Below are 21,482 nucleotides of genomic sequence, written 5' to 3' on the forward strand. Positions count from 1 at the left end.
AAAGTGTTGTCGTCCTTTCAGCAGACACGCGGGACCGGGTCGCCGACCGGCGGTTCGATGAACCGCTCTCCGCCGATGGCGGTGCGCATGACCACGTGCGAGCCTTCGACGACTTCGCCGACGATCGCGGCGTCACGCCCGTAGGGGTGCGAGCGGAGCGCCGCGAGGACGGTCTCTGCATCATGGGGCGCGACGCCCATGACGACCTTGCCTTCGTTCGCCACCTCGAGGGGGTCGAGGCCGAGCATGCCGGCGGCGCTCCGGACGCTTGCCCGGAAGGGGAGGTCCGCTTCCTCGATGACGATGCCGACGCCGCTCTTCCTCGCCATCTCGTTGATGGCGTTCGCAAACCCGCCTCTCGTCGGGTCTTTCATGGCGTGGATGTCTCCGGCGGCGAGCGCCTTCTCGACGAGCGGCCAGAGGGGGGCGACGTCGGACCTGATCTGGCCGCCGAAGTCGAACCCCTCGCGGTGGGCCATGATGGCGATACCGTGGTCGCCGATGGTGCCGCTGACGATGATTTTATCCCCGACGGAAAGGCCGTTGTCCCGCACCACCCGCTCGGCGACGCCGATGCCGGCGGTGTTGACGACGATGGTATCGAGCGCGCTCCGCTCGAGCACCTTGGTGTCGCCCGTGACGAGGTTTGCCCCGCACTCCCCGAGTGCTGCGTCCATCGATGCCACGATCCGCTCGAGGTCGGCGACCTCGAAGCCTTCGGGGATGACCATGCCGCACGAGAGCGCGATCGGCCGCCCGCCCATCATCGCGAGGTCGTTGATGGTCCCGCAGACAGCGATGCGCCCGATATCCCCGCCGGGGAAGAAGATCGGCGAGACTACGTGGTTGTCGGTCGTGAAAACGATGTTCTGGCCGTTTAAGGGGATGACTGCGCCGTCGTCCAGCGATTCGAGCCCGATCCCACCGGCGTTGTTGTGCTCGAGGTTGGTGATGACGCGCAGGAGCTCGCCCATCACCTCGCCGCCGGCACCGTGCATGAGGTTGACTTTCATTCTTCGTCCACTTCTATCTCGATGTTGGTGACTACGATTTCCATTCCTGCAACGATCTCCGGGAGTTTCCCGCACCGGGGACAGACGAACCGCTCGTCCCCCTCATACCCGCAGGAGCAGCGGGTGCGGGCCTCGACCTTCCTGCACGAGAGTTGTGCTCCCGAAAAGAGCGGGTCGTCCTCGATGATGACGTTGAAGAGGAACTCCACCTGTTCGGGGTTCACCATCGCCAGTTTGCCGACGTCCACACTGACGCACTTCACCTCTTTTGCGTCGTTCTCGATCGCAGCCCGGCGGGCGGTCGTGTAGATGTCGTAGGCGATGCTGTACTCGTGCATTACTCCTCCATCGCGGCGTAGACCTGCCTGAAGACCTCGCGGGTCTCGAGCCCCTCCTCTCTGCTGAGGCGCTGGATGGCGAATCCGACGTGGACGAGCACGAACTCTCCGACCTTCACGTCGACGAGATCGAGCCTGACCTCCTGCTGCAGGTCGCCGAAGTCGACGACGCCGATGTTGCCCTCTTTTATCTCGAGTACCTCAGCGGGCATTGCAATACACATGACCTCTCTTCCTCTTCTGTTATTTTGTTCCGTTGTCAAAAAAGGTTGACCATACTGCACAGAGGAACCCGGGTGCAGCCGTTGTGGCCGGCGCTGCTCCCGTCCCCTCCGTATTCAGGTACCTATAGATCGGTTTGGGGGGTAAAAAAGATATGTCTGTCTCCAGTTCCGGCCCCTGGAGGGGTGGAGGACTGGGCCGACCGTGATGCGCCGGCCCCGGTGCCGCCGACCCGCGGGCGTTGCGGTGTTTGTGCCCGGGAGCGTAATGTTATGGGAGTACTGTATCTGCTTATTCCCGCCTGTCCCCGTGCAGTGGACCGTGGTGGCCTGCGCACCGCCGGTGCTAGATCCTGAATCGAAACTTTTCGGTTTTCCTCAAGTTCCGGCCCTTCGGCCAGCCGCCAGTCCAAGACCTTCGGCCTTCTTCTGCTCCTGCCCTTCGGCCAGCCGCCAGTCCAAGACCTTCGGCCTTCTTCTGCTCCTGCCCTTCGGCCAGTCGCCAGTCCAAGACCTTCGGCCTTCTTCTGCTCCTGCCCTTCGGCCAGTCGCCAGTCCAAGACCTTCGGCCTTCTTCTGCTCCTGCCCTTCGGCCAATCGCACCTCGCACCTAGCGGTGCTTGAGCTTCGTTCCTACTGGAACGTCGCTTATCGCCACGCACTGCCCCCGCCCCCCCGGGGCGGGGTGCGACGGGCCATGGGGCCGGAGCATGAGCACCGAAGAACGATGTTCCATCAGGAACGGAGTTCGAGCACCGCAGGTGCGAAGGTGCGAATGAGGAGGCCGGAGGCCGGGCGGGGTGGGGGTTACAGATCTTTTGGATGGGTAGAGACAGGGGAGGGGGGATGCCCCCTCGCACCTGTCGGTGCTCAAGCTCGCTACGCTCGCACTTCCCACCTGACGGTGGTCGAGCTCCGGGCGTTCGCACCTAACGGTGCTCACGCTCCTGCCCTCCGGCCAGTCGCGTTCCGCCCATCGCACTCCCCGTCAGCCCCTCCCCCCGAGGCGATATCCCCACGGTCCAGTGCATCGGGGCAGGAGGGAAAAATGGATCTTGTCTATCTCAACCGCTTACTGAAGACTTGCAGATGTAATGTATGCCAACCTGTCAGACTGGGATTCGGCCGTCCAGAGCGCAGAACCTTCTCTACCCCTCCCGGCGAAACACCCCCTCCACCTCCGCCCGGGGGAGATCCCTGCCCCTGACCCGCATCCGCCAGCGGTGCGTCCGGACCGAGACCGCCGCGAGCGGTGCGAAGAGGTCCGCCGTCTCGGCCTCGGTGAAGTAGTGGGTGATGATCCCGTCGCCTCGCCGGAACGTCCACGGCTCCGTCTCCGTCCCCTTCCCGGCGCGCATGTCCTCGACGGAGAAACCCCTGAAGAAGAGCGTTCCGCCGGGCCCGAGCACCCGGACGGCCTCGGAGGCTATGGTTGTCCTGCCCTGTGCGGGGAGGTGGCCGGCGACGTGAACCAGGATGACCGCGTCGAACGCCCCGGACTGGAACGGCAGATGCCGGGCGTCGGCGACGGCGAGACCGGTCTCCGCCATCCCCGGGCGCCGCCGGGCAAGGGCGACGGCCTCGCGAGAGATGTCGACCGCGGTCACGCGCGAGGATCGCCGGGCGAGGGCCGCAAGGGTCTTGCCGTTCCCGCAGCCGACCTCGAGGACGGCGGCATCGGCGGGAAGGTCCGGGAGCGGCGCGGCGGCTCCGCCCCAGAGGTTTCCCCGCCTCCGGTAGTCCTCGTCCCAGGGGGATGGATGGACAGTCACTGATCAGAGGTCGGCGCCGCCGGGGAATAATCATTCGCGCCGGCCGAGATCCTCCCTGCGCACGAACCGGAGCGACGCCGAGTTCATGCAGTAGCGCTGGTGGGTCGGCGGCGGCCCGTCGTCGAAGACGTGGCCCAGGTGGGCGTCGCATCGCCGACAGAGCACCTCCGTCCGGCTCATGAAGAACCGGGTATCGAGATCGGTTCCGACGTTCAATTCCGAGACGGGTTTCCAGAAACTCGGCCAGCCCGTGCCCGACTCGAACTTCGTCTCCGAGGAGAAGAGGTGGTTGCCGCAGCAGACGCAGACGTACAGCCCGTCCTCCTTGCAGTCCCAGTACTTCCCGGTGAACGCCGGTTCCGTCCCCTCCTTCCGGGCAACGGAGAACTGCTCCGGCGTCAACTGGCGCCGCCACTCCTCGTCGGACTTGACGACCTTCTCGACCTCTTCGACCTCTCCGGTCACGGCGTTGCAGACGTTCACCGTTTCGACGGTTTCTACGGCTTCCCTGCTCATCGGTCACCCTCCGGTTCCTCCCGGCCCTTGACCGGAGAGCAGATAAATCGTTCCCCGCCGCTGCCCGGGTGACGGTCCGCAGCCGGCGGACACATCGTCCCGGATGCGTTTTCGCATCCGTTATATATCCGCCGGTCGATGAACCATCATGGAGAAACACTCTCTTCCTGGAAGGATCTTTGCAACCCTTATCCTCCTCGGCTGCCTCTTCGGCGCTGCCGTCACGGCAGGCTGCATGGGGACTTCCGCGGAGCCGGAACCACAGGTTCCGACATCGGAGGCGACACTTGGCGCTCACACCATTTACTCGCCCGCCGGGCCGAAGCCATCGTTCTCGGCCAGCGTCACCACGCCCGAGAGGCATATGCGCACCGACGGTTCCTGTTACTGGATCGTGACCGGGAAGGTGACCAACGACGGTGACGGACCCGCGAGAAACGCCGTCATCCGGTTCATGCTCGTCGACGACGAAAGCAATATGATTCGGGCGACCGAGACCATTCTCGCCCCCCGGTTCCAGGCGGGCGAGACGAAGATATTCACCATCGACGCGTTCCCCGGCGACTGTGACCGGCAGTACCACGCCGAGATCGACGTCACGCACGATATCCCGTAAGGCCGGGGACGAACGTTGTCCGGATACGGGTTCAGAGACGAGAGGAGAAGAGATGAAGATACTTGGGATCAATGGAAGCCCCCGCGCCTCAAGGAGCCAGACGCTCCGGCTCGTTCAGGCCGTCCTCGACGGGGCGGAGAGCGCCGGGGCCGATGTGGAGCTCGTGGACGTCTGCAAGCTCCGGATCGAGTACTGCAACGGATGTCTGGTCTGCTGCGAGCGGGGTGAATGCGTCAAGAAAGACGATTTCGCCGAGTTATACCTGAAGATGCTTGATTCCGACGGGATTATCCTCGGGTCGCCCAACTACATCGACTCGGTCACCGCCCAGATAAAGACCCTGCTCGACCGGATGGCGGACGCCATCCACTGCCAGATGTTCCTCGGGAAGTACGGATGCGCCGTATCCACGGCGGGCGGGTCAGGAGCGGACGAGGTCGTGGCGTACCTGAATCGGGTTCTGCAGACCCTGGGCGCGAACACCGTGGGCGGTATCGGCGTGGTTCTCGGCGGAGACCCGGAGACGATCGTGCCTGCGGAGGGGAGAGCCTACGAACTCGGCAGGAAACTCGCAAAAGCCATCGAGAAGAAGGAGACCTATCCCGATCAGGAGGAACTCCACGCCGCGATGCTCGAGCGGATGCGTCTTCTGGTCACGGCAAACAAAGATCGCTGGCACCACGAGTACGACTACTGGAAGGAAGCCGGGCGGATACCCTAGGTTTCCCCCGTCTCCTTCACGCGGATCTCCGCGATGATCCGCTGCAGTCCTTCCCGGGCCTCCGACTGCGCCTCCTCCCCGATTGCCAGATCGAGAGCCGGGATAATCGCCCCGCCCATGCGGATCAGGCCCCATTCGGCCCGCTTTCTGACCACAAGCGCGTCGTCCTTGAGTGCCCGGACGAGCGGGGCGACGGCGTCCTCTCCCCCGATCCGGTTGATGGCCCGGACGGCGTTTGCCCGCACTTCGATCAGCGGATCGGCGAGCGTTTCCGCCAGTACCGGCAGCGCGCCGGCGCCGACCCGTTCCACCTCGGCCCACCTCCCCTGTGCCATGAGGTAGAGTGTAAGCTCCGCGCGGTTCTCCGGGTTCCAGCCGCCCGCTTCCAGCGCTTCGGCGACCCCCGCCCGGAACGTCTCGTCCCCCGAGCGGAGTGCGCCGACCAGGTGGCGGCGTATCGTATCGCCGGGATCTTTGAGGGCCTCGAGTGCGGCGTACCTGACCCGGTCGTCCACGTCGTTCAAGGCCTGGATGAGCGGTTCGAGGGCGCGAAGGTCCCCGATGTAGCCGAGCGAGCGGGCGGCGGCAACCTTGACCGCCTCGTCCCTGTCCTGCAGCGCCAGCGTCAGCGGTTCTATCGCCTGTTTGCTCCCCATGTACCCGAGCGCCTCCGCTACGGCTGCCCGGACCACACTGTCGCGTTCGCTCTTCAGGGCTCCGCTCAGGGCTTCGATGGCCCGTGTGTCTCCGATATTGCCCAGGTTCCGGGCAGCAACCAGCCGGACAAACCGGTCGGTGTCGTTCAGGGCGTCCATGAGCGGTCCGAGTGCCGCTTCCCGCATCTCCCCGAGAACCCCGGCGGCGGCGACCTGCAGCTCCCGGTCTTCGTCCTTGAGTGCCATGAGCAACCCTTCGGCGGCGGGAAGTCCCATCCTGATCAGCCGGGTGGCGGCGGACGCCTGCACCTCCAGGGATCCGTCCTTGAGGGCGGCGATGAGTGCACCAATCTCCTCCTGTCCGGCGGAACTCCCCTCCGCGGGGCCATTCTTTGCGCGCCTTCTCAGGAGCGCGCCAGCCGCTCTTTCCCTGACCTCCTTCTCCTCGTCGCGCAGGGCGTATTCCAGGGCTCCGTTCGCACTCTCCGCTTCGATCCTTCCGAGCGCGTCGATTGCTGCAAGGCGTCCGTCTTTTCCTCCTTCGCGCAGCACCTTCGAGAGCGGTTCGACCGCGGAATGCCCGAACTCCCCGAGAACCCGGGCGACAACCGCGGCGACCTCGCGGGCAGGGTCCTCAAGGTGCCCGACGAGGAGCGGTATCGACCGGGGGTTTCCGATGATCCCGATCGATCTCGCCGCCGTAGACCGGACCGCCGGCACGGGGCTGTCAAGCGCTGCTTCCAGCGGTTCAAGCGCATCAGGGTCGAACGCTGCAACGGCTTCGGCTGCAACGGACCTGACTCCGGGGTAGTCGTCGCCGAAGAGGCGTATGAGCGCTTCGAGCGCACGCGTGTCCCCGATCTGTCCGAGCGCGGCGGCAGCGGCACTGCGGACATCCTGCCCGGCGTCGCCGGTGAGCAGGATCAGCGCGTCGACGCCGTTCTCGTCGCCGATATTGCCGAGCCCCTCCGCGGCGGCGATCCGGACAGCGTCGTGCGGGTCAGAGAGCGCGGCGATGAGGAACTCGACCGCCGCCGCCCCCAGACTCCGCAGCGCCGCAATCGCCGCAGCCCGGATCTCTGCGTCGTCGCTCTGCAGGGCGCTGAGGTACCGTTCGAGCGATGTCTTCCCCTGTGCCTCCTCCGGCGGTTCCGGTGGTGCTACGGGGGTTTCCGGCAGCACCACCCGGGCCGGCTTCGCGGGAGCAGGACTCTCCTCTTTTGTGCGCTCCTCCTCATCGGTCTCCTGCTCGACGCCTGCGGCCGGGACGATCTCGTCCAGTGAAACCGGTTTCCTCGGTTTCGGCCGGATCTTTTCTCCGGTCCGCGCCTCTTCGGCCTCCGGCCTCTCCTCCAGGAGTTTCTCGACCTCTTCAGCATCCTCCGGTTTCCGGGCGACGGTTTTCTCCTCCCCGCCGGTGACCGGCTGCACCGCTTCCGCCCGTGCCGCCGGGGGAGGCCCGCGACGAGCCGGCCGGTCGGGTGGCCGGGACGTCGGCCCGAAGTGATCTTCGATCCGCTTCCTGGCGGCAAGCCCCTCTCTGAGTTCCCGGTCGTAATCGGAAGACACCGTCTCTACCGGCCTTGCCCGGAAGTTCTCCTCGTTGTGCGACCTGATGTAATCCAGCGCGGCGGCTGCCTGCTCGCGGATCTCGGGGCTGTCGGAATTCATCGCCGCGTGCAGGGCGTCGAGCGCGGGTTGTCCCAGTTGCCGCAGCGTCTCGCTCGCGCCGGTGCGGACACCCGAGTATTCGACACCCAGCGCCCGGATGAGCGGCGGGATGGCCGCCCTCCCCATCCGGACGAGTTCGTTCCACTGCTCCTTTGCGATCAGGTATCCTGCTCGTTCGGGATCGCTCCCCGGAATCCAGCCCAGCCGGTCCAGCGCCCAGGCCGCCTCCATCCGCACCGGGTGGCAGGGATCGTCGAGGGCTCCGACCAGGGCGGGTTTCCCCCGGTCGCTGCCTATCTCCCCGAGCGCCTCGGCAGCACGTACGCGGATGTCCACCTGCGGGTCTTCCATCGCCCTGACGAGTGCCGGGACTGCCCGGGAGTCACGGGTCTTCCCGAGCGTTCGTGCCGATTCGCTCCGTATCCGGGGCTCCTTGCTGCCGAGGCCCTTGACGAGGATCGGGATGGCTGCCGCCTGGAGTTTTGCGAGTTCCGCCCAGTCTTCCAGGAGGAAGTAATACCACACCTTCTCGGAGAGGTCTTCGGGCACCCATCGCAGTGCGGCAAGCCCGACGGCGGCCTCTCTCCGGACCGAGTGGTTTGTGTCGCGGAATGCTTCGGCGAGCGGTGGAATTGCCTTTTTGCCCGTTCCCCGGATGGCTATCACGGCTGCACGCCTGACCGCCGGCTGTTTGTGATGCAGCGCGAACTGCAGCGTCTCGGAGAGCGAATCGCCCTCCTCCGCGACTGCACGGGTGATGGCTGCCTGCAGGCCCGGGCTTGCCCGGAGGATCAGGGCGAGGAGCAGGGGAATGCAAGGAGCGCCGGCCGAAGCCAGCGCCCCGAGCATGCGTGCCCGCGAGACCCGGTTGGCATTCTCGAGCCTCTCGAGAAGGTCGGGGACGGCGGAGAGCCCGAGGGCAGAGAGAGCTCGCGCTGCATCGGCGCGGTTTCCGGATTCTTCACCGTCCAGAACCGCAATCAGACCGGGACAATCCTTCGTCTGCCGTAACCCCTCGATATTCGTCCGGAATTTATCAAAGAATGCCATGTCCTCGTATCGGTGGAGTGCGCGTCCGGGGTGCCGCCTGGCCGGATCTCCGTATATTTAGATTATATTCGTTATCTGTTACCAATAAATGTTCCATTTCGTTTCCTGCGGTGGATCGCGATTTCAAACGGGTTTGATTCATCATATTCCGGCTTTTTTGTCTCCTGCCCGGCCGATGCGAATCTTTATCGGTGCATGACCGGTATACGGGGACCTTATGGTTCAGCTGGATATCACCAGACTGCCGGGCATCGTGCAGGAACTCGCGCCGGATATGGAGGAACTCGCAGGCCGGATCTACTCCTGGTACGTCGAACCCGGACACCTGGTCTTCCCCGACGCGATACGCGAGTGGGTGCGGGAGAAGTACGGCGATATCGAGACGCAGCAGATCGTGAGGGTGACCAATAACCAGACCGGCGAGAGCACGCTTTTCAACTCCGTCCGGGCACGCCGCCCGGTGCTGACGCCCCGTGCCGAGGAGACGCGGGATCTCCGGGCTCTCTCGGGGGAGGGTCCGTTCGCAAACCCCCTCGAGGAGACGCCGGCCGATACGTTCGGGAGGATCGACGGCGATCACTGGGTTACGGCGAGCAATATCGCCAAGTACGATTACCTCCACGCCGTCATCATCGCGAAAGAGGACGACCCCTACGTCACCGGCGAACCGCAGGTCGCCGATATGATCAGCGTGGCCGTCCGCTGGTGCCAGGATGCGCACCGCGCGGACCCACGGGCCATCTACCCCTTCATCCTCTGGAACTTCCTCTGGCGTGCCGGGGCGAGCATCGTGCACAACCATGCCCAGGTGCTGCTCACTCACCTTCCGTATGCCGCTCCGGCACGGCTTGAGCGGGTCCGGGAGGAGTACCGGTGCCGCTACGGGAGCGAGTACTACGACGACCTCTTCACTGTCCATACCGCCGTCGGCCTCGGGCTCGTCTACAAAAACGCCCGCGTCATGGCGCACCTCACCCCGAGAAAGGAGCACGAGGTCGCGATCGTCACGGAGTCGCCGCACGATCTCGCGGGGGCGCTCGCAAAGGTGCTCGAGTGTTACCGCAATATCGGGGTGCAGAGTTACAACGCGGCGGTGTACATGCCCCCGCTCGGGGAGGAGGGGCATTACGTCGCGTGGGTAGTGGACCGGGGAGATCTCCATTCCCGGACGTCGGACATCGGGGGGATGGAGGTCTATGCCGGGACGCCAATCGTCTCGTCCGACCCGTTCCGCCTGATGGAGCACCTTACGGCCGCCATGCTGCCGTGACCGGGGTCAGCAGGGGATCGTGTCGTGCTTCGCGAGTTTCCTGTAGACGCCTTCCATCCGCCCGGCGACACGGCTCCACGGGAACTCTTTCTTCACTTTGTCGAGTCCTTCCCGGCCCATGGCGAGCGCTTTTTCGGGTGAATCGGCCACCCGGGAGAGTCCGCGGGCGATCGAGTCCGGGTGCGGCCGCACCTTGACCCCGTCGGTCCCGTGCTCGATGTTCTCCGAGAGCCCGCCGACGTCGGAGGCGACGACGCACCGGCCGGCGCTCCATGCTTCGAGGAGCACAAGCCCGAACGGCTCGTTCCTGCTCGGGATGGCGACGATGTCGCTTGCGTTGAGGAGCGATACGTAGTCAGCATCGGCCAGCCGCCCGAGGAATCTGACGGGGAGCGACCGGGCCCGGATCTCGAGCCCCCGGCGCATCTGCCCGTCGCCGACGAACGCAAACTGGCCGTCGGCGTGCTCCCGGAGGAGTGCGGGGGCTGCGTCCACCAGCATGTCGGGCCCTTTCTGCCATGCAAGCCGCCCGACGAAGAGGATCAACGGGGAGTCCGGGTCGAATCCGTAATTTCGTTTCACCGCTTCCGGATCGACGTCTGCCCGGTAGTGATCCGGGACGATGCCGTTATGGACGACGTCGATCTTCCAGTCCGGGATCTCGTAGAGGCTCATGGCCTCCTGCCGGAGGGTCGAGGAGACCGCGGTGATATGCTTTGCAATCGATGCGCCGCAGCGTTCGATCCCGGATATCTCCGTGAACGGCCACCCGCTGCTGAACGTATTCCCGTTCCGGCCGAACTCCGTCGAGTGGTAGGTGAAGACGGTCTCCCTGTCCCGGAGGCGCTCGAGCGCGTCGACCACGTGCCAGTCGTGGAAGTGCAGGAGGTCGAACGAGGGTGCGTCGAACTCGTGGAATCGATCGAGCATCTTTCTGCTCATATCGGAGCAGTACCGGACGATGTTCTCTCCCGACGGCCGGCAGTAGTGATACCGCACTCCGTTGATCTCGGTGTCCTTCCCTTCTCCCCGGGTGAAAAAATGCACCTCGTGGTTGTGTGCCAGCGTCTCGGCAAGGTTTGTCGCCGCGCTCGCGAGCCCGCCGACCCGTTCCGCATACAGCGACTCCCAGCAGAAAAATGCGATCTTCAGACTCTCCATGATATTCCTCGTATCGGGCAAATCGTTTCCGCCGGCCTTCGGGTCCGCTTCCGATACGCCAGGATCCGTATCGGGCCGGCCGGCCTGCCGCCTGCGCGCTTCATACCGTCTCTGAGATGATATATCTTTGGATTCTCTAAAACGGCCCGAAACGAGATGTTTTCGGGTTCCGGTGCGCCCGGTCAGGAAGAGAAAGATTCTTTCAGGCGCCGCTCGAGGCTGGTGCCGTGCGAACCCATCCAGTAGAGTTTCCGGCACATGGGGCACCACGAAAACTCCTTCCCCCGGGTCGACCGCGGGGCGTAGCGTGCCTCCCTGATCTCCCGCAGGGTGGCCGGCCGGAGGCGGGTGTTGCAGAGCGAACAGCGGCTCATCCGGATCTCGGGCTCGATCAGCCCGAGGTCGGCGATCTGCCGTATCTGGGCCATAACCTCTTCGGACGCGATGTAGACCGCCTGCTCCCCGCCCCGCCGTGCGAGTTCGCGGTCGCGGGTCAGGAGGAGCCGGTCGTCCCGGACGGCGATCTCGAGGAGGAGGGTGTCTTCCCGGGAACTCCCCCGGGAGAGGCTGTTCGCGCTCATGGTGTCGTAGCCCATGAACCGGAGGTAGCGGGTGAGCGTCCCGAGCATCCGGTCGGTCAGGAATCTCCGGCGTTCACCTGATCTGTGAGACATATTCGATGTGCCCGCCGCATTCGGTGCAGTTATGCCCCTCGAGCCCCCGTATCCGGACGGCGTAGCCCGACCGCTCGATGACGACGCTGCCGCAGGAGGGGCAGTAGGTGTTCTCGTAGGGGTGGCCGCCGACGTTGCCGAGATACGGGTAGTGAATCCCGAGTTCTTTCGCACGCTCGTAGATCTTCTCAAGCGTTCTGATCTCGGTCGGCCTCGCGTCCAGCATCCTGTAGTCGGGGTGGAACCGGGTGAAGTGCATCGGGGTATCGGGGCCGAGGTTCTCGAGCACCCACCGGATAAGCGTCTCCATCTCTTCCATCGAGTCGTTCTGCCCGGGGATGACCAGCGTGACCGTCTCGACGTGCATCCCGAGCTCCTTTGCATGCGCCGTCGCGTCGAGGACCGGCTGCAGCCGCCCCCCGCAGACTTTCCGGTAGAAGGTGTCGGAGAACGATTTGATGTCGACGCGGAAGGCGTTGAGCATTCCCGCGAGCTCGTTGAGCCCCTCTTCGGTGATGTATCCGTTCGTGACGTAGACCGTCCCGAGCCTCTCTTTTCGCGCGAGCGTTCCCATCGCGAGCGGGTACTCGTGCCAGATGGCGGGCTCGTTGTATGTCCAGGCGATGCTCGCACAGCCCGACCGGATCGCCCGTTCCACGCCCTGCTCCGGGCTGATATCCCTGAGCGATTCCATCTCCAGCGTCTGCTGGGAGATTTGCCAGTTCTGGCAGTGCGCGCAGTGGAAGTTGCACCCGATGGTCCCGAGCGAGTAGGAGAGGGTTCCGGGCAGGAAGTGGAAGAGCGGCTTCTTCTCGATGGGGTCGACCGCTTCGGCGATGACCTTGCCGAAGGTGGCGGCATAGAGCGTGCCGCCGCGGTTGATCCGGACGCCGCAGACCCCCTGTCTCCCTTCCTTGATGGTGCACCGGTGTGCGCAGAGGGAGCAGCGGACGGTGTCGTCCTCCAGTTTCTGGTAGAGTCGCGCCTCGTGCATACGATCACCGCGGGAGGGGAACCATGATAGTTATTGCGGGCGGGCTACCGGCTGCCCCGCTCCTCGTCTTCTTCATCATCGTACTCGACGACCAGCGCCCCACGATAGCCGCAACGCTTGCACCGGTAGATACAGCCGGTATATCCCCCGGTAACCGCCCAGACATCCGTAGAGTTGCACGCAGGGCAGTGCAGCATCTTCACAACAGGTATATGAGGATATTGAGGATAATAATAGGGTGGGATGAAGAAGATCGTAATTTCTCTGGGCGGCTCGGTTCTGGTTCCTTCGCTTGAATCGAACAACATCGATCGATATGTTTCTGTTCTGAAGAAGATCTCCGGAAAGTGCCGGATTTTCGTCGTCGTCGGCGGCGGCGGGGAGGCACGCCGGTACATCGGGGTCGCCCGCAGTCTCGGCGCCGGGGAGGCGGCGGCGGACGAGCTCGGCATCATGGTGACCCGGCTGAATGCGCGTCTTCTCATCGCCGGACTCGGAGATGCGGCCTACCCGCGCGTTGCGGAGAACTATACGGAGGCGCAGGAGTTCGCAGAGGCCGGCAAGATCGTCGTCATGGGCGGCATCACCCCGGCGCAGACGACCGATGCGGTCTCCGCGGTTCTCGCCGAGAGCGTCGGTGCCGACCTCCTCATCAACGCCACGTCGGTCAACGGAATCTACAGCGCCGACCCGAAGAAGGATGCCGGTGCGGTGAGGCACGAGCGTCTCACGCCGCTGGAGCTCCTGGAGATCATCACCGGGAGCCGGATGGATGCGGGTGCGAACACGGTGCTCGACATCGTGGCCGGAAAAGTGATCGAGCGGTCCGGCATCCCGCTCCTGGTGCTCGACGGCCGCGACCCGGAGAATCTCTACCGGGCGATCGTGGAGGGTGCGTTCGTCGGCACCGTCGTCTGCGAAGAGGGTTCGACCCCTCTGCCGTCCTGAATATCTTCTTCATCGGCAACTATTTTTGCCTGGATTCCCAACGTATGCAGGTACAGGGGCAGTAGGGTAGCCTGGTCCATCCTAGAGCGTTTGGGACGCTTTGACGGCAGTTCGAATCTGCCCTGCCCCATCAGTCATGAACCGCAAGGCCGCCTGTGAGGTCTACCGCCGTCTTCTTCTACAGTATCCCATCGTCGACGGCAGGCGCCATTTTCTCGAGTTCCATAACTCATTCGAGACGCTGATCCTCACGATCCTCTCGGCGCAGACGACCGACCGCGCCGTGAACGCCGTTCGCGACGACCTCTTCTCCCGCTACCCGACGCCGGAGGCGCTCGCCCGCGCGGAGCCGGAGGAGGTGGAGCCGCTCATCCGGACGATCGGGTTCCACCGCACGAAGGCGCGCCATATCGTGGGGGCGGCAAGGAAGCTCGTCGCCGAGTTCGGCGGCGAGGTCCCGCGGACGATGGAGGAACTGCGGACGCTGCCCGGCGTCGGGAGGAAGACGGCAAACATCGTCCTCTCCCACGCGTTCGACATCAACGTCGGCATCGCGGTCGACACCCACGTCCGCCGGGTCTCGAAGAGGCTGGGGTTCACCGGGAGCACGAACCCCGATATCATCGAGCGCGATCTCGTGGCCCTCTTCCCCGAGGAGGTCTGGCGGGACATCAACTACCTCCTGATCCGCCACGGGCGCGCCGTCTGTACGGCAAAGAACCCGAAGCACGAGGAGTGCGTCGTCGCGGACCTCTGCCGGTATTACCGGGAACTGCGGGGTGGGGAGGAATAGGGCGGACGGGGCTGGCTCGCGGTTGTGCGGGACGCAACTGGTTGCAGGGTCGATCTGTGGCGCTTTGAACTGTTATTTTCCGGGACTCCCGCAAATCTCATCTACGGATTTCAGGTGGGGCTGTGAAGCTCGGATCTGACATGCCTCCGCTCTAGCTCTAATGTAACATCGCAACTCGAAGCCGGATGCTACCTCTATTTTCGAAAATGCGTCATAATTACGAGGAGGCCGGTACACAGGACCATGGGGATATCGCCATTGGGGGAGGGGCTGACGGGGAGGGGGGTGCAGCCCCCCTCCCCTGTCTCTACCTTGTACGTGGACATCTGTGACCCCACCCCACCCCGCCCGGCCTTCGGCCTCCTCACCCGCACCTTCGGTGCCTCAACTCCACTCCTCGCACCTAACGGTGCTCACGCACACTGCGTTCGCGCCTCGAAGCCTGATGGCTTCTCAAACTCCCGTCTCGCACCTTCGGTGCTCACGCTCCAGTTCTAGCGAACTGTCGCGTCCTGCGGACGGTCGTTCCTAGCGGAGTGTCGTTCCCCGCCCCACGGGGCGGGGGCAGTGCGTGGTGATATCCCTTAAAAAGCCGTGCATGGGGACGGGCTCCTTATGATGCGTTTTCGAAGGTTGAACCTGAAATCCGTAGATGGGCTTATGCGATCGTCAACTATCACAAAGTTCGATTAAAAGGAAGTGCGGGTGGCCGGGCAGAGAACCGATTTATTCAAAAACCCCCGCCGACCAGCGCCCGCGCGGCAAGATAACACCCGCCGGCCACGATCGCCGCAGCCGGGATCGTCAGGATCCACGCGACGAGGATCTCCCGGACGACCCCCCACTTGACCGCCGAGTAGCCGCGGGTCGCGCCGACGCCCATGATCGCGCCGGTCGCCGCGTGGGTCGTCGAGACCGGGACGCCGAACGCGGTCATCAGCGAGAGGACGCTCCCGGCTGCGGTCGATGCGGCAAATCCCTGGTAGGGCCGGATCCGCGTGATCCGGTTGGCCATCTTGTCGATGACGCGCCATCCGCCGAGGAGGGTTCCGAGCGATATGGCGAGCGAAGATGTGAGGATGACCCAGAGCGGGACGGAGAACTCGGCGATCAGGCCGCCGGCAAGGAGCATCGCGGTGATGATGCCCATCGCGTTCTGGGCGTCGTTGCTGCCGTGGCCGATGGCCTGCAGCGAGCCCGAAAAGATCTGGAGGTTTTTGAAGACGCGCGATAAGCGCCGGGGAGGATGGTTGCGGAAGATCCAGGTGACGAGGGTGCCGAGGGCGAACGCGGAGAGGAATCCGAGCGTGGGGGAGATGACGATGAAGATCACGACCGCGAGGATGCCGCCGATCTTCAAAAAGCCGGTTGCGATGGCGAGCGGAATTGCCACCGTCACCCCGATGAGCCCGCCGAGGAGGAGGTTCCACGGCTTGAAGTCGCCTCTCCGGTGCGCAACAACGCCCGTGACGACCGCGCCGAAGAATGCGCCCACGAGCCCGTAGTAGACGGTCTGCTCGATGAGCACGAGCGGCGGCCAGAGGATCGCCCCCGTTCCCGCGGCCGCAATCCCGGCACCGAGCAGCCCCCCGATCAGGGCATGGCTGCTCGAGACCGGGATCCCGAAGAACGAGGTCGCGAGAACCCAGAGCACCGCGCCGGCCATGCCCATGAGGATCAGCGTCGGCGTGAGGGATACGGGATCGACGATCCCCCTGCCGATGGTCGCCGCAATCGCCGTGGTGAAGAGGAGGGGGCCGAGGAGGTTGAAGACCCCGGCAAGGAGCACCGCCTGCAGGGGCGTTAAGGCCTTGGTCGCGACGATGGTGGCGATCGAGTTTGCGGCATCGTTCAAACCGTTTGCAAAATTAAAGAGTAAGGCCAGAAGAATGCCGAGAACGATGATCGGGTCCATAGCGGTCAGGAGTGTCTGATGGCTATGTCGCTCAAGACATTCGCGACGTCTTCGCACTTGTCGGTCGCCATCTCAAGGTTCTCGTAGATATCCTTGAGTTTGATGATGGTGATGGCATCCTTCGTTTTGAAGAGATCCATGATGGCGTGGCCGAGGACGTTGTCCGCGACGTTCTCCAGACGATTCACCTCGATGCACCGCTCCTCGATCAGCCCCGGATTCTTGATCGTCCGGATACCGGTCACGGCCTTCTCGATCTCGATGACACTCAGCCGGATCAGTTTTGCAAGTTCGATCATCGAGTCGTCGGTCTCGGTGATGCCGTAACTGTACATCTGTTGTGCGGTGCCGTCGATGTAGTCGAGGATGTCGTCGAGCGCCGATGCAAGGCGGGAGATCTCTTCCGGCTCGAGCGGCGTGATGAACGTCCGGTTCAGCTGCTCGTAGATCTCATGCGAGATCTCGTCTCCCTGATGCTCGATCCGCTTCATCCGGTGGCATTGCTCTTTCACGTTCTCGAAGTTTTCAACGAGTTCGACGAGCAGATCGGCTGCGGAGACGACCGTCTGGGCCATCCTGTCGAAAAGATCAAAAAAAACCTTATCCTGGGGGATTACCCATTCCTTAATGCCCACAATGATCATTATAGCGTTTTTCAGTCAGGGACTATATAGCGATCGGTCAGGCTCTGCGGGTACGATACATTGGAACCGATGTAAATGCAAAGCCCCGTAGCGGGCGCATCCGTCGTCCCTGCGGGATGCCCCGGTGCATTGCGGGTCGGAGTCGCCCTTACCCGGAGACCCTGGGGAGACTGCTTCGGATGAAGTCGAGGTCGCCCTCCTTTGCCGGGACCTCGTAGAGCATGGTTCCGGGACCGGTGCAGCGTTTCGTGAACGGCAACAGGATCCTTCCCTTCTTGACCTGGAGCCCGACAAGCATCGGAGACTTCAGGAGCACCCGGGTATCCCTGAAGACGAAGTCCGGCGGCATCTCATAGTATTCTTTGCAGTGCTTTCGCACGTAATCGTTCACGTCGTCGGGCGTTGCGTCCAGGAGGAGGACTTTTCCACCGAGGTTGTTGACGCAGCAGGATGGCATCACTGGTTGTTCGTAGTTATACGAATAAATACCTTGCGCCGCCCTCAAGGACAACCATATATAGAGGTCGGTACGATGCGGGCACCATGGCCACCACAGGACTCTCCATGAAAGGCTTCGATGGTTTCCTTGCTCTCGCGCGGAATCGTTACAGCGTCCAATCGTTCAAGAAAGATCCCGTCGAGGACGAAAAACTCGGTGCGGTGCTCGATGCCGTCCGCCTGGCGCCGACGGCGGCCAACCGACAGCCTTTCCGGTTCATCGTCATTCACACCGCCGGAAAGGAGGACGAACTCGGCCGCATCTATGGGATACCGTTCTTCCGGGAGGCGCCGATTCTCATCTGCGCCTGCACGGTGCCGTCGGAGGCGTGGACACGCTCCGACGGGAAGAATTATAGCGATGTGGACGTGGCAATCGCCATCGACCACCTGACGCTCGCGGCCGCGAGCCTTGGCCTCGGAACCCACTGGGTCGCCGCCTTCGATACCGGCGCGGCGCGCGAGGCGCTGGGGATTCCCGGGGACGCCGAGCCCGTTGCGTTCACCCCGCTCGGCTACCCCGCCGACCGGCCGCAGGAAAAGCAGCGCAAGGGGGTATCGGAACTGGTGCATTACGAGCACTGGTGACCGGAAGTAGCCGATCCCGGCCTCTACCGTGCCGGGGAGGGGCAAGGTTATCGTCCAGCATGCGTATACTCCGGTATGAAGCCGTGCGGGATGCCGGGCCGTGCGCCCGGGGTTCGCCTTCTCCTCCTGGCGGCTCTGTCCGCGCTCCTCATCATGCCCTGTGCCGTCTCGGGCTCGACGCCCCCGCTGCTCCCCGATCTTACCGTCTCGGTCTCGAACGATACCCTCTCCCCGGACGTAGATCTCGTGATCTCCGCTGTCTGGAGCCGGGATGCGAGTTTCTACCGGCCGCCGGAGAGCGTTGGCATCCGGATTTACAGCATCGATTCCGGCTCGCTCGTTGCAGGGTCTACCCTTCCTGTGGACGGACGCCCGGCCCACGACGGCAGCACCCGGCACTACCGGGGAGCGATCGCAGCCTCGGAACTCCCGGCGGGGAGGCTCCTGCTTGTCGTGACCGACCCGGTATCAGGTGCCGAGGCCCGCGTCCCGGTCGATGTCGTCGAACCAGGTCCGGAGTATCCCGGCGTTCAGATGCAGCGGTATGCCGGGACCGTCTTCCTCGCGGTTGCAGCGGTCCTGCTGGTCGTCCTCGGCGCCGCTTTCGCCCTGATGTTGAGGCGGCCGTAGGGCGGGGGCACCCCGGCCGGTTCACTTAATGCCTGCAGCCGCCAACCATTCTTAAAGTGAAGCGCGAACCGGCAGTGAAGAAAGTCCTCTACTGGTGCGACCGGTGCAACGTCCCCCTTATCGGGCGCACCTGCGCCTGCGGAGCGAGAGTCAGGGAGATACCGCTCCTGCAGCCGCACGACGTCCGGCCCGCCCTCGCGGCGGACATGGCCCTCATCCGGCGTCTTCTGACCGAACGGTTCGGCGACGTCCCGTTGCCCCGCGTCGTGCTCCTGAACAAGACCGGCGGCGTCGACCGGGCGGATCTCGTGATCGTCCATGGCGACCGGCTCGGCTGGCTCACGTTCGACCCGATCGCACGGAAGTTCAGCCTCGATATCGCTCCCGAAGCGCTCCCGCACATCCTGCCGCACGTGACGCGCGGCATCGTCGACCTGGAGGCCGAGCCCGCGGTGAGCGCCCATAAGGGCCGCATCGGCGGGAAACAGTTCCCGCTCGCGGCTCCCGTGCCGGACGGGACGGTCATCGTCTCCTACAAGAACCGGTTCGGCACGGGCGTCGTCAGGGACGGGCAGGTCCGGGTGAAGGAACTCGTCTCTGTCGAGCCTCGCAGCCGGCCCGACCCGGGGTGGGACGAGGTGATCGAGAAGAACCGTTACCACTTAAAAAACCTCGAACGGAACGCCGTCCGGACCATCAAGAAACACATGAACGACCGGCCGTGCGTGAACGTCTCGTTCTCCGGCGGCAAGGACAGCACCGCCGTCCTCCATCTCGCGCGGAAGGCGGGGGTGGAGAATGCGTTCTTCATCGATACCGGGCTCGAACTCCCGGAGACGGTGGAGTTCGCGGCGTCGCAGGGCGTCGAGATCATCAGAAAAGGCGGCGACTTCTTCCAGGCGGTCGAGAAGGCGGGGCCGCCGGGGAAGGATCATCGCTGGTGCTGCAAACTCCTGAAACTCCAGCCCTTGAAGATCTATCTCGCCGGGCTCGGCCCCTGCGTCACCATCCAGGGAAACCGGTGGTATGAGTCCTGGAACCGTGCCGATCTCGATGAGACGAGCCAGAACCCGGCAAACCCCCTGCAGTTGAACGTCTCGCCGATCCGGAACTGGCGGGCGCTTGAGGTCTTCCTCTACCTCTGGTGGCGCGAGGTTCCGATGAACCCGCTCTACGAGATGGGGCTCGAGCGGGTGGGCTGCTACCTCTGCCCGGCGGTGCTCGAGAGCGAGTACGAAGGGCTCCGGGAGATGCACCCGGACCTGACGGATCGCTGGGACGAATTCCTTATCCGTTGGGCGGAGAAGAACGGGTTGCCGGACGCCTACCACCGGTGGGGACTCTGGCGGTGGCGGGCGCTGCCCCCGAAGATGCGCGAGGTCTGCAGGGACCGGGGGATCGCCGTCAACGACGACTTCACCCTCTGCGAAGCCCCGGTCAGGAAGGTGGAGAAGGTGACAACCATGAAGAGTACGGGTACGCCCGAGCCGGCACCGCCGGCAGAGACCGAGTCCGTCGCGGACGGGATCCGCAAGGACTTCCCGATCCTCGGCGATATCGTCTATCTCGACAACGCGGCGACGACCTTCTCGCCGGAGCCGGTGGTGGAGGCGCTCGTCGAGTTCGAGCACCGCTACCGGGCGAACGTCGGCCGGGGCGTCCACCGGCTGACCCGGATCGCGACGCAGCGCTACTGGCACGCCCACGAGAAGGTGGCCCGGTTCATCGGCGGCGAGGCGGGGGTGACGGTCTTTACGAGGAACGCTACCGACGCGATCAACATGGTCGCGCAGGGGCTCTCCTGGAATCCGGGCGACCGCGTGGTGACCACCATCCTCGAGCACCACTCGAACCTCCTCCCCTGGAGGGCGCTTGCACAGCAGGGGGTCGCGCTCGACGTGATCGGGATCGACGCCGATTACTCGCTCGACCTTGCCGCGCTCGAGAAGACCCTGGCCGGTGGCGGCGTCCGGCTCGTCGCCGTCACCCACGCCTCGAACGTCCTCGGCGTGACGACGCCGGTTCGCGAGATCGCGGCGCTCTGCCGGGAGCACGGCGCCCTCCTCCTGGTGGACGGGGCGCAGTCGCTGCCGCACATGCCGGTGAACGTCGCGGATCTCGGCTGCGATATCCTCTGCTTTGCGGGGCACAAGATGTTCGGCCCGACCGGGACCGGCGTCCTCTGGATGCGGGATCTCCTCATCGAGCCGCCGATGCTCGGCGGCGGCATGGTCGCGAGCGTGAGCTCCGATGGCTACGTCCCGGCGGAGGGTTACCAGCGCTACGAGGCCGGGACGCCGAACGTCGGCGGCGGGATCGCGCTCGGCGTCGCCGTGGACTACCTCTCGGGGATCGGGATGGAGAAGATCCACCGGCACGAGGAGCGCCTGACCGCCCGGTTGATCGAGGGGCTCTCCGCGATTGAGGGGGTCGCGGTCTACGCCGGCCGGAAGCCCGGATCACGGATCGGGGTCGTCTCGTTCACCATCGACGGCGTCCACCCGCAGGAGGCGGCGCAGATGCTCGATGAGGATGCGGATATCCTGGTGCGCTCGGGGCACCACTGCTGCCAGCCGCTGATGGAGCACCTGAATCTCCCGGAAGGGACGGTGCGGGCGAGCATGGCGGCCTTCACGACGGAGCAGGAGATCGACCTCCTGATTGCGGCCGTCGACGAGATCGGCCGGGGACGGTGAGGGGTTTTCTCAAACCTCTGGCCCGTCCGGATCTCGGCGTCTATTTTTGAGTCTTCATATCTCCGGTTGTTGCCGCTCGCATTGCGATGAGAATCCG

General features: G+C 64.4%; 21 protein-coding genes and 1 tRNA gene. 9 read left to right on the forward strand and 13 right to left on the reverse strand.

Annotation, left to right across the window (positions count from 1 at the left end; translation table 11 throughout):
- Positions 1–17: 17 nt before the first annotated feature.
- The 5 genes from hypE to msrB form a co-directional block, all read right to left on the reverse strand.
- The gene (gene hypE, locus SZ63_RS09885) at positions 18–1,013 is read right to left on the reverse strand and encodes a hydrogenase expression/formation protein HypE (protein ID WP_048184849.1); all 996 of its coding nucleotides are present in this window, start codon (positions 1,011–1,013) and stop codon (positions 18–20) included.
- Positions 1,010–1,351 (reverse strand): hydrogenase maturation nickel metallochaperone HypA/HybF, encoded by a 342-nt coding sequence (locus tag SZ63_RS09890; protein WP_048184851.1) that lies wholly within the window; start codon positions 1,349–1,351, stop codon positions 1,010–1,012. Before SZ63_RS09890 ends, hypE begins: the two co-directional genes overlap by 4 nt.
- Complete coding sequence (locus SZ63_RS09895; protein WP_011843868.1) at positions 1,351–1,575, reverse strand: HypC/HybG/HupF family hydrogenase formation chaperone; 225 nt, start codon at positions 1,573–1,575, stop codon at positions 1,351–1,353. The genes SZ63_RS09890 and SZ63_RS09895 overlap by 1 nt, the downstream gene beginning before the upstream one ends.
- 1,145 nt (positions 1,576–2,720) lie before the next feature.
- Complete coding sequence (locus tag SZ63_RS09900) at positions 2,721–3,344, reverse strand: class I SAM-dependent methyltransferase (RefSeq protein WP_048184854.1); 624 nt, start codon at positions 3,342–3,344, stop codon at positions 2,721–2,723.
- 30 nt (positions 3,345–3,374) lie between these two features.
- Positions 3,375–3,860: a peptide-methionine (R)-S-oxide reductase MsrB gene (gene msrB / locus SZ63_RS09905; RefSeq protein ID WP_048184856.1), complete on the reverse strand. Its 486-nt coding sequence runs from the start codon at positions 3,858–3,860 to the stop codon at positions 3,375–3,377.
- 148 nt (positions 3,861–4,008) lie between these two features.
- Here msrB and SZ63_RS09910 point away from each other — a divergent pair, with 148 nt between their 5' ends.
- Both SZ63_RS09910 and SZ63_RS09915 read left to right on the forward strand, forming a co-directional pair.
- The gene (locus tag SZ63_RS09910; RefSeq protein WP_048184859.1) at positions 4,009–4,476 is read left to right on the forward strand and encodes an FxLYD domain-containing protein; all 468 of its coding nucleotides are present in this window, start codon (positions 4,009–4,011) and stop codon (positions 4,474–4,476) included.
- Between the two features lie 52 nt (positions 4,477–4,528).
- Entirely contained in the window at positions 4,529–5,197 is a 669-nt protein-coding gene (locus SZ63_RS09915) for a flavodoxin family protein (RefSeq protein ID WP_048184861.1), read from the forward strand.
- Here the strand turns inward: SZ63_RS09915 and SZ63_RS09920 are convergent.
- A complete protein-coding gene (locus SZ63_RS09920) occupies positions 5,194–8,574 on the reverse strand; it encodes a HEAT repeat domain-containing protein (RefSeq protein ID WP_048184865.1) in 3,381 nt (1,126 codons plus the stop codon). The genes SZ63_RS09915 and SZ63_RS09920 overlap by 4 nt on opposite strands.
- 217 nt (positions 8,575–8,791) lie before the next feature.
- Between SZ63_RS09920 and SZ63_RS09925 the strand changes: the two genes are divergently transcribed.
- Positions 8,792–9,844 carry a hypothetical protein gene (locus SZ63_RS09925; protein WP_048184867.1) on the forward strand — a complete coding sequence of 351 codons (1,053 nt, stop codon included), beginning with the start codon at positions 8,792–8,794 and terminating at the stop codon, positions 9,842–9,844.
- A gap of 6 nt (positions 9,845–9,850) precedes the next feature.
- Here SZ63_RS09925 and SZ63_RS09930 read toward each other — a convergent pair whose 3' ends face one another.
- From SZ63_RS09930 to SZ63_RS13000, 4 genes are all read right to left on the reverse strand, one after another.
- Positions 9,851–11,005, reverse strand: a complete 1,155-nt coding sequence (locus tag SZ63_RS09930; RefSeq protein WP_048184870.1) for a glycosyltransferase family 4 protein — start codon at positions 11,003–11,005, stop codon at positions 9,851–9,853.
- A 182-nt stretch (positions 11,006–11,187) separates the two neighbouring features.
- Complete coding sequence (locus SZ63_RS09935; RefSeq protein ID WP_082122747.1) at positions 11,188–11,679, reverse strand: Mut7-C RNAse domain-containing protein; 492 nt, start codon at positions 11,677–11,679, stop codon at positions 11,188–11,190.
- The gene (amrS, locus tag SZ63_RS09940; protein ID WP_048184874.1) at positions 11,660–12,673 is read right to left on the reverse strand and encodes an AmmeMemoRadiSam system radical SAM enzyme; all 1,014 of its coding nucleotides are present in this window, start codon (positions 12,671–12,673) and stop codon (positions 11,660–11,662) included. The genes SZ63_RS09935 and amrS overlap by 20 nt, the downstream gene beginning before the upstream one ends.
- A gap of 44 nt (positions 12,674–12,717) precedes the next feature.
- Positions 12,718–12,876, reverse strand: coding sequence for a hypothetical protein (locus SZ63_RS13000; RefSeq protein ID WP_156168469.1), 159 nt, complete (start codon positions 12,874–12,876; stop codon positions 12,718–12,720).
- 40 nt (positions 12,877–12,916) lie between these two features.
- On the opposite strand from SZ63_RS13000, the gene pyrH reads away from it, so the two are divergent.
- From pyrH to nth, 3 genes are all read left to right on the forward strand, one after another.
- Positions 12,917–13,621, forward strand: coding sequence for a UMP kinase (gene pyrH / locus SZ63_RS09945; RefSeq protein ID WP_048184876.1), 705 nt, complete (start codon positions 12,917–12,919; stop codon positions 13,619–13,621).
- A 55-nt stretch (positions 13,622–13,676) separates the two neighbouring features.
- Positions 13,677–13,751: transfer RNA gene (locus tag SZ63_RS09950), tRNA-Pro, on the forward strand.
- Positions 13,752–13,757: 6 nt separating this feature from the next.
- Positions 13,758–14,414, forward strand: a complete 657-nt coding sequence (gene nth, locus SZ63_RS09955; RefSeq protein ID WP_048184878.1) for an endonuclease III — start codon at positions 13,758–13,760, stop codon at positions 14,412–14,414.
- Positions 14,415–15,144: 730 nt separating this feature from the next.
- Here the strand turns inward: nth and SZ63_RS09960 are convergent.
- From SZ63_RS09960 to SZ63_RS09970, 3 genes are all read right to left on the reverse strand, one after another.
- The gene (locus SZ63_RS09960; protein ID WP_048184880.1) at positions 15,145–16,329 is read right to left on the reverse strand and encodes an inorganic phosphate transporter; all 1,185 of its coding nucleotides are present in this window, start codon (positions 16,327–16,329) and stop codon (positions 15,145–15,147) included.
- 5 nt (positions 16,330–16,334) lie between these two features.
- Positions 16,335–16,964, reverse strand: coding sequence for a DUF47 domain-containing protein (locus SZ63_RS09965; RefSeq protein ID WP_048184998.1), 630 nt, complete (start codon positions 16,962–16,964; stop codon positions 16,335–16,337).
- Between the two features lie 157 nt (positions 16,965–17,121).
- The gene (locus tag SZ63_RS09970; RefSeq protein ID WP_048184882.1) at positions 17,122–17,430 is read right to left on the reverse strand and encodes a DUF1894 domain-containing protein; all 309 of its coding nucleotides are present in this window, start codon (positions 17,428–17,430) and stop codon (positions 17,122–17,124) included.
- 86 nt (positions 17,431–17,516) lie between these two features.
- Here SZ63_RS09970 and SZ63_RS09975 point away from each other — a divergent pair, with 86 nt between their 5' ends.
- The 3 genes from SZ63_RS09975 (at position 17,517) to SZ63_RS09985 (ending at position 21,385) form a co-directional block, all read left to right on the forward strand.
- Entirely contained in the window at positions 17,517–18,059 is a 543-nt protein-coding gene (locus SZ63_RS09975) for a nitroreductase family protein (protein ID WP_082122748.1), read from the forward strand.
- Between the two features lie 75 nt (positions 18,060–18,134).
- Positions 18,135–18,689: a hypothetical protein gene (locus SZ63_RS09980; protein WP_156168471.1), complete on the forward strand. Its 555-nt coding sequence runs from the start codon at positions 18,135–18,137 to the stop codon at positions 18,687–18,689.
- A 56-nt stretch (positions 18,690–18,745) separates the two neighbouring features.
- A complete protein-coding gene (locus SZ63_RS09985) occupies positions 18,746–21,385 on the forward strand; it encodes an aminotransferase class V-fold PLP-dependent enzyme (RefSeq protein WP_048184889.1) in 2,640 nt (879 codons plus the stop codon).
- The last annotated feature ends 97 nt before the right edge of the window (positions 21,386–21,482 follow it).

This window comes from Methanoculleus sediminis (genome assembly GCF_001017125.1).
Lineage (GTDB): Archaea > Halobacteriota > Methanomicrobia > Methanomicrobiales > Methanoculleaceae > Methanoculleus > Methanoculleus sediminis.

Coding starts and splice junctions, on each gene's coding strand:
- hypE (WP_048184849.1), bottom strand. CDS start 1,013: ATGAAAGTCAACCTCATGCACGGTGCCGGCGGCGAGGTGATGGGCGAG.
- SZ63_RS09890 (WP_048184851.1), bottom strand. CDS start 1,351: ATGCACGAGTACAGCATCGCCTACGACATCTACACGACCGCCCGCCGG.
- SZ63_RS09895 (WP_011843868.1), bottom strand. CDS start 1,575: ATGTGTATTGCAATGCCCGCTGAGGTACTCGAGATAAAAGAGGGCAAC.
- msrB (WP_048184856.1), bottom strand. CDS start 3,860: ATGAGCAGGGAAGCCGTAGAAACCGTCGAAACGGTGAACGTCTGCAAC.
- SZ63_RS09910 (WP_048184859.1), top strand. CDS start 4,009: ATGGAGAAACACTCTCTTCCTGGAAGGATCTTTGCAACCCTTATCCTC.
- SZ63_RS09915 (WP_048184861.1), top strand. CDS start 4,529: ATGAAGATACTTGGGATCAATGGAAGCCCCCGCGCCTCAAGGAGCCAG.
- SZ63_RS09920 (WP_048184865.1), bottom strand. CDS start 8,574: ATGGCATTCTTTGATAAATTCCGGACGAATATCGAGGGGTTACGGCAG.
- SZ63_RS09925 (WP_048184867.1), top strand. CDS start 8,792: ATGGTTCAGCTGGATATCACCAGACTGCCGGGCATCGTGCAGGAACTC.
- SZ63_RS09930 (WP_048184870.1), bottom strand. CDS start 11,005: ATGGAGAGTCTGAAGATCGCATTTTTCTGCTGGGAGTCGCTGTATGCG.
- SZ63_RS09935 (WP_082122747.1), bottom strand. CDS start 11,679: ATGTCTCACAGATCAGGTGAACGCCGGAGATTCCTGACCGACCGGATG.
- amrS (WP_048184874.1), bottom strand. CDS start 12,673: ATGCACGAGGCGCGACTCTACCAGAAACTGGAGGACGACACCGTCCGC.
- pyrH (WP_048184876.1), top strand. CDS start 12,917: ATGAAGAAGATCGTAATTTCTCTGGGCGGCTCGGTTCTGGTTCCTTCG.
- nth (WP_048184878.1), top strand. CDS start 13,758: ATGAACCGCAAGGCCGCCTGTGAGGTCTACCGCCGTCTTCTTCTACAG.
- SZ63_RS09960 (WP_048184880.1), bottom strand. CDS start 16,329: ATGGACCCGATCATCGTTCTCGGCATTCTTCTGGCCTTACTCTTTAAT.
- SZ63_RS09970 (WP_048184882.1), bottom strand. CDS start 17,430: ATGCCATCCTGCTGCGTCAACAACCTCGGTGGAAAAGTCCTCCTCCTG.
- SZ63_RS09975 (WP_082122748.1), top strand. CDS start 17,517: ATGGCCACCACAGGACTCTCCATGAAAGGCTTCGATGGTTTCCTTGCT.
- SZ63_RS09980 (WP_156168471.1), top strand. CDS start 18,135: ATGAAGCCGTGCGGGATGCCGGGCCGTGCGCCCGGGGTTCGCCTTCTC.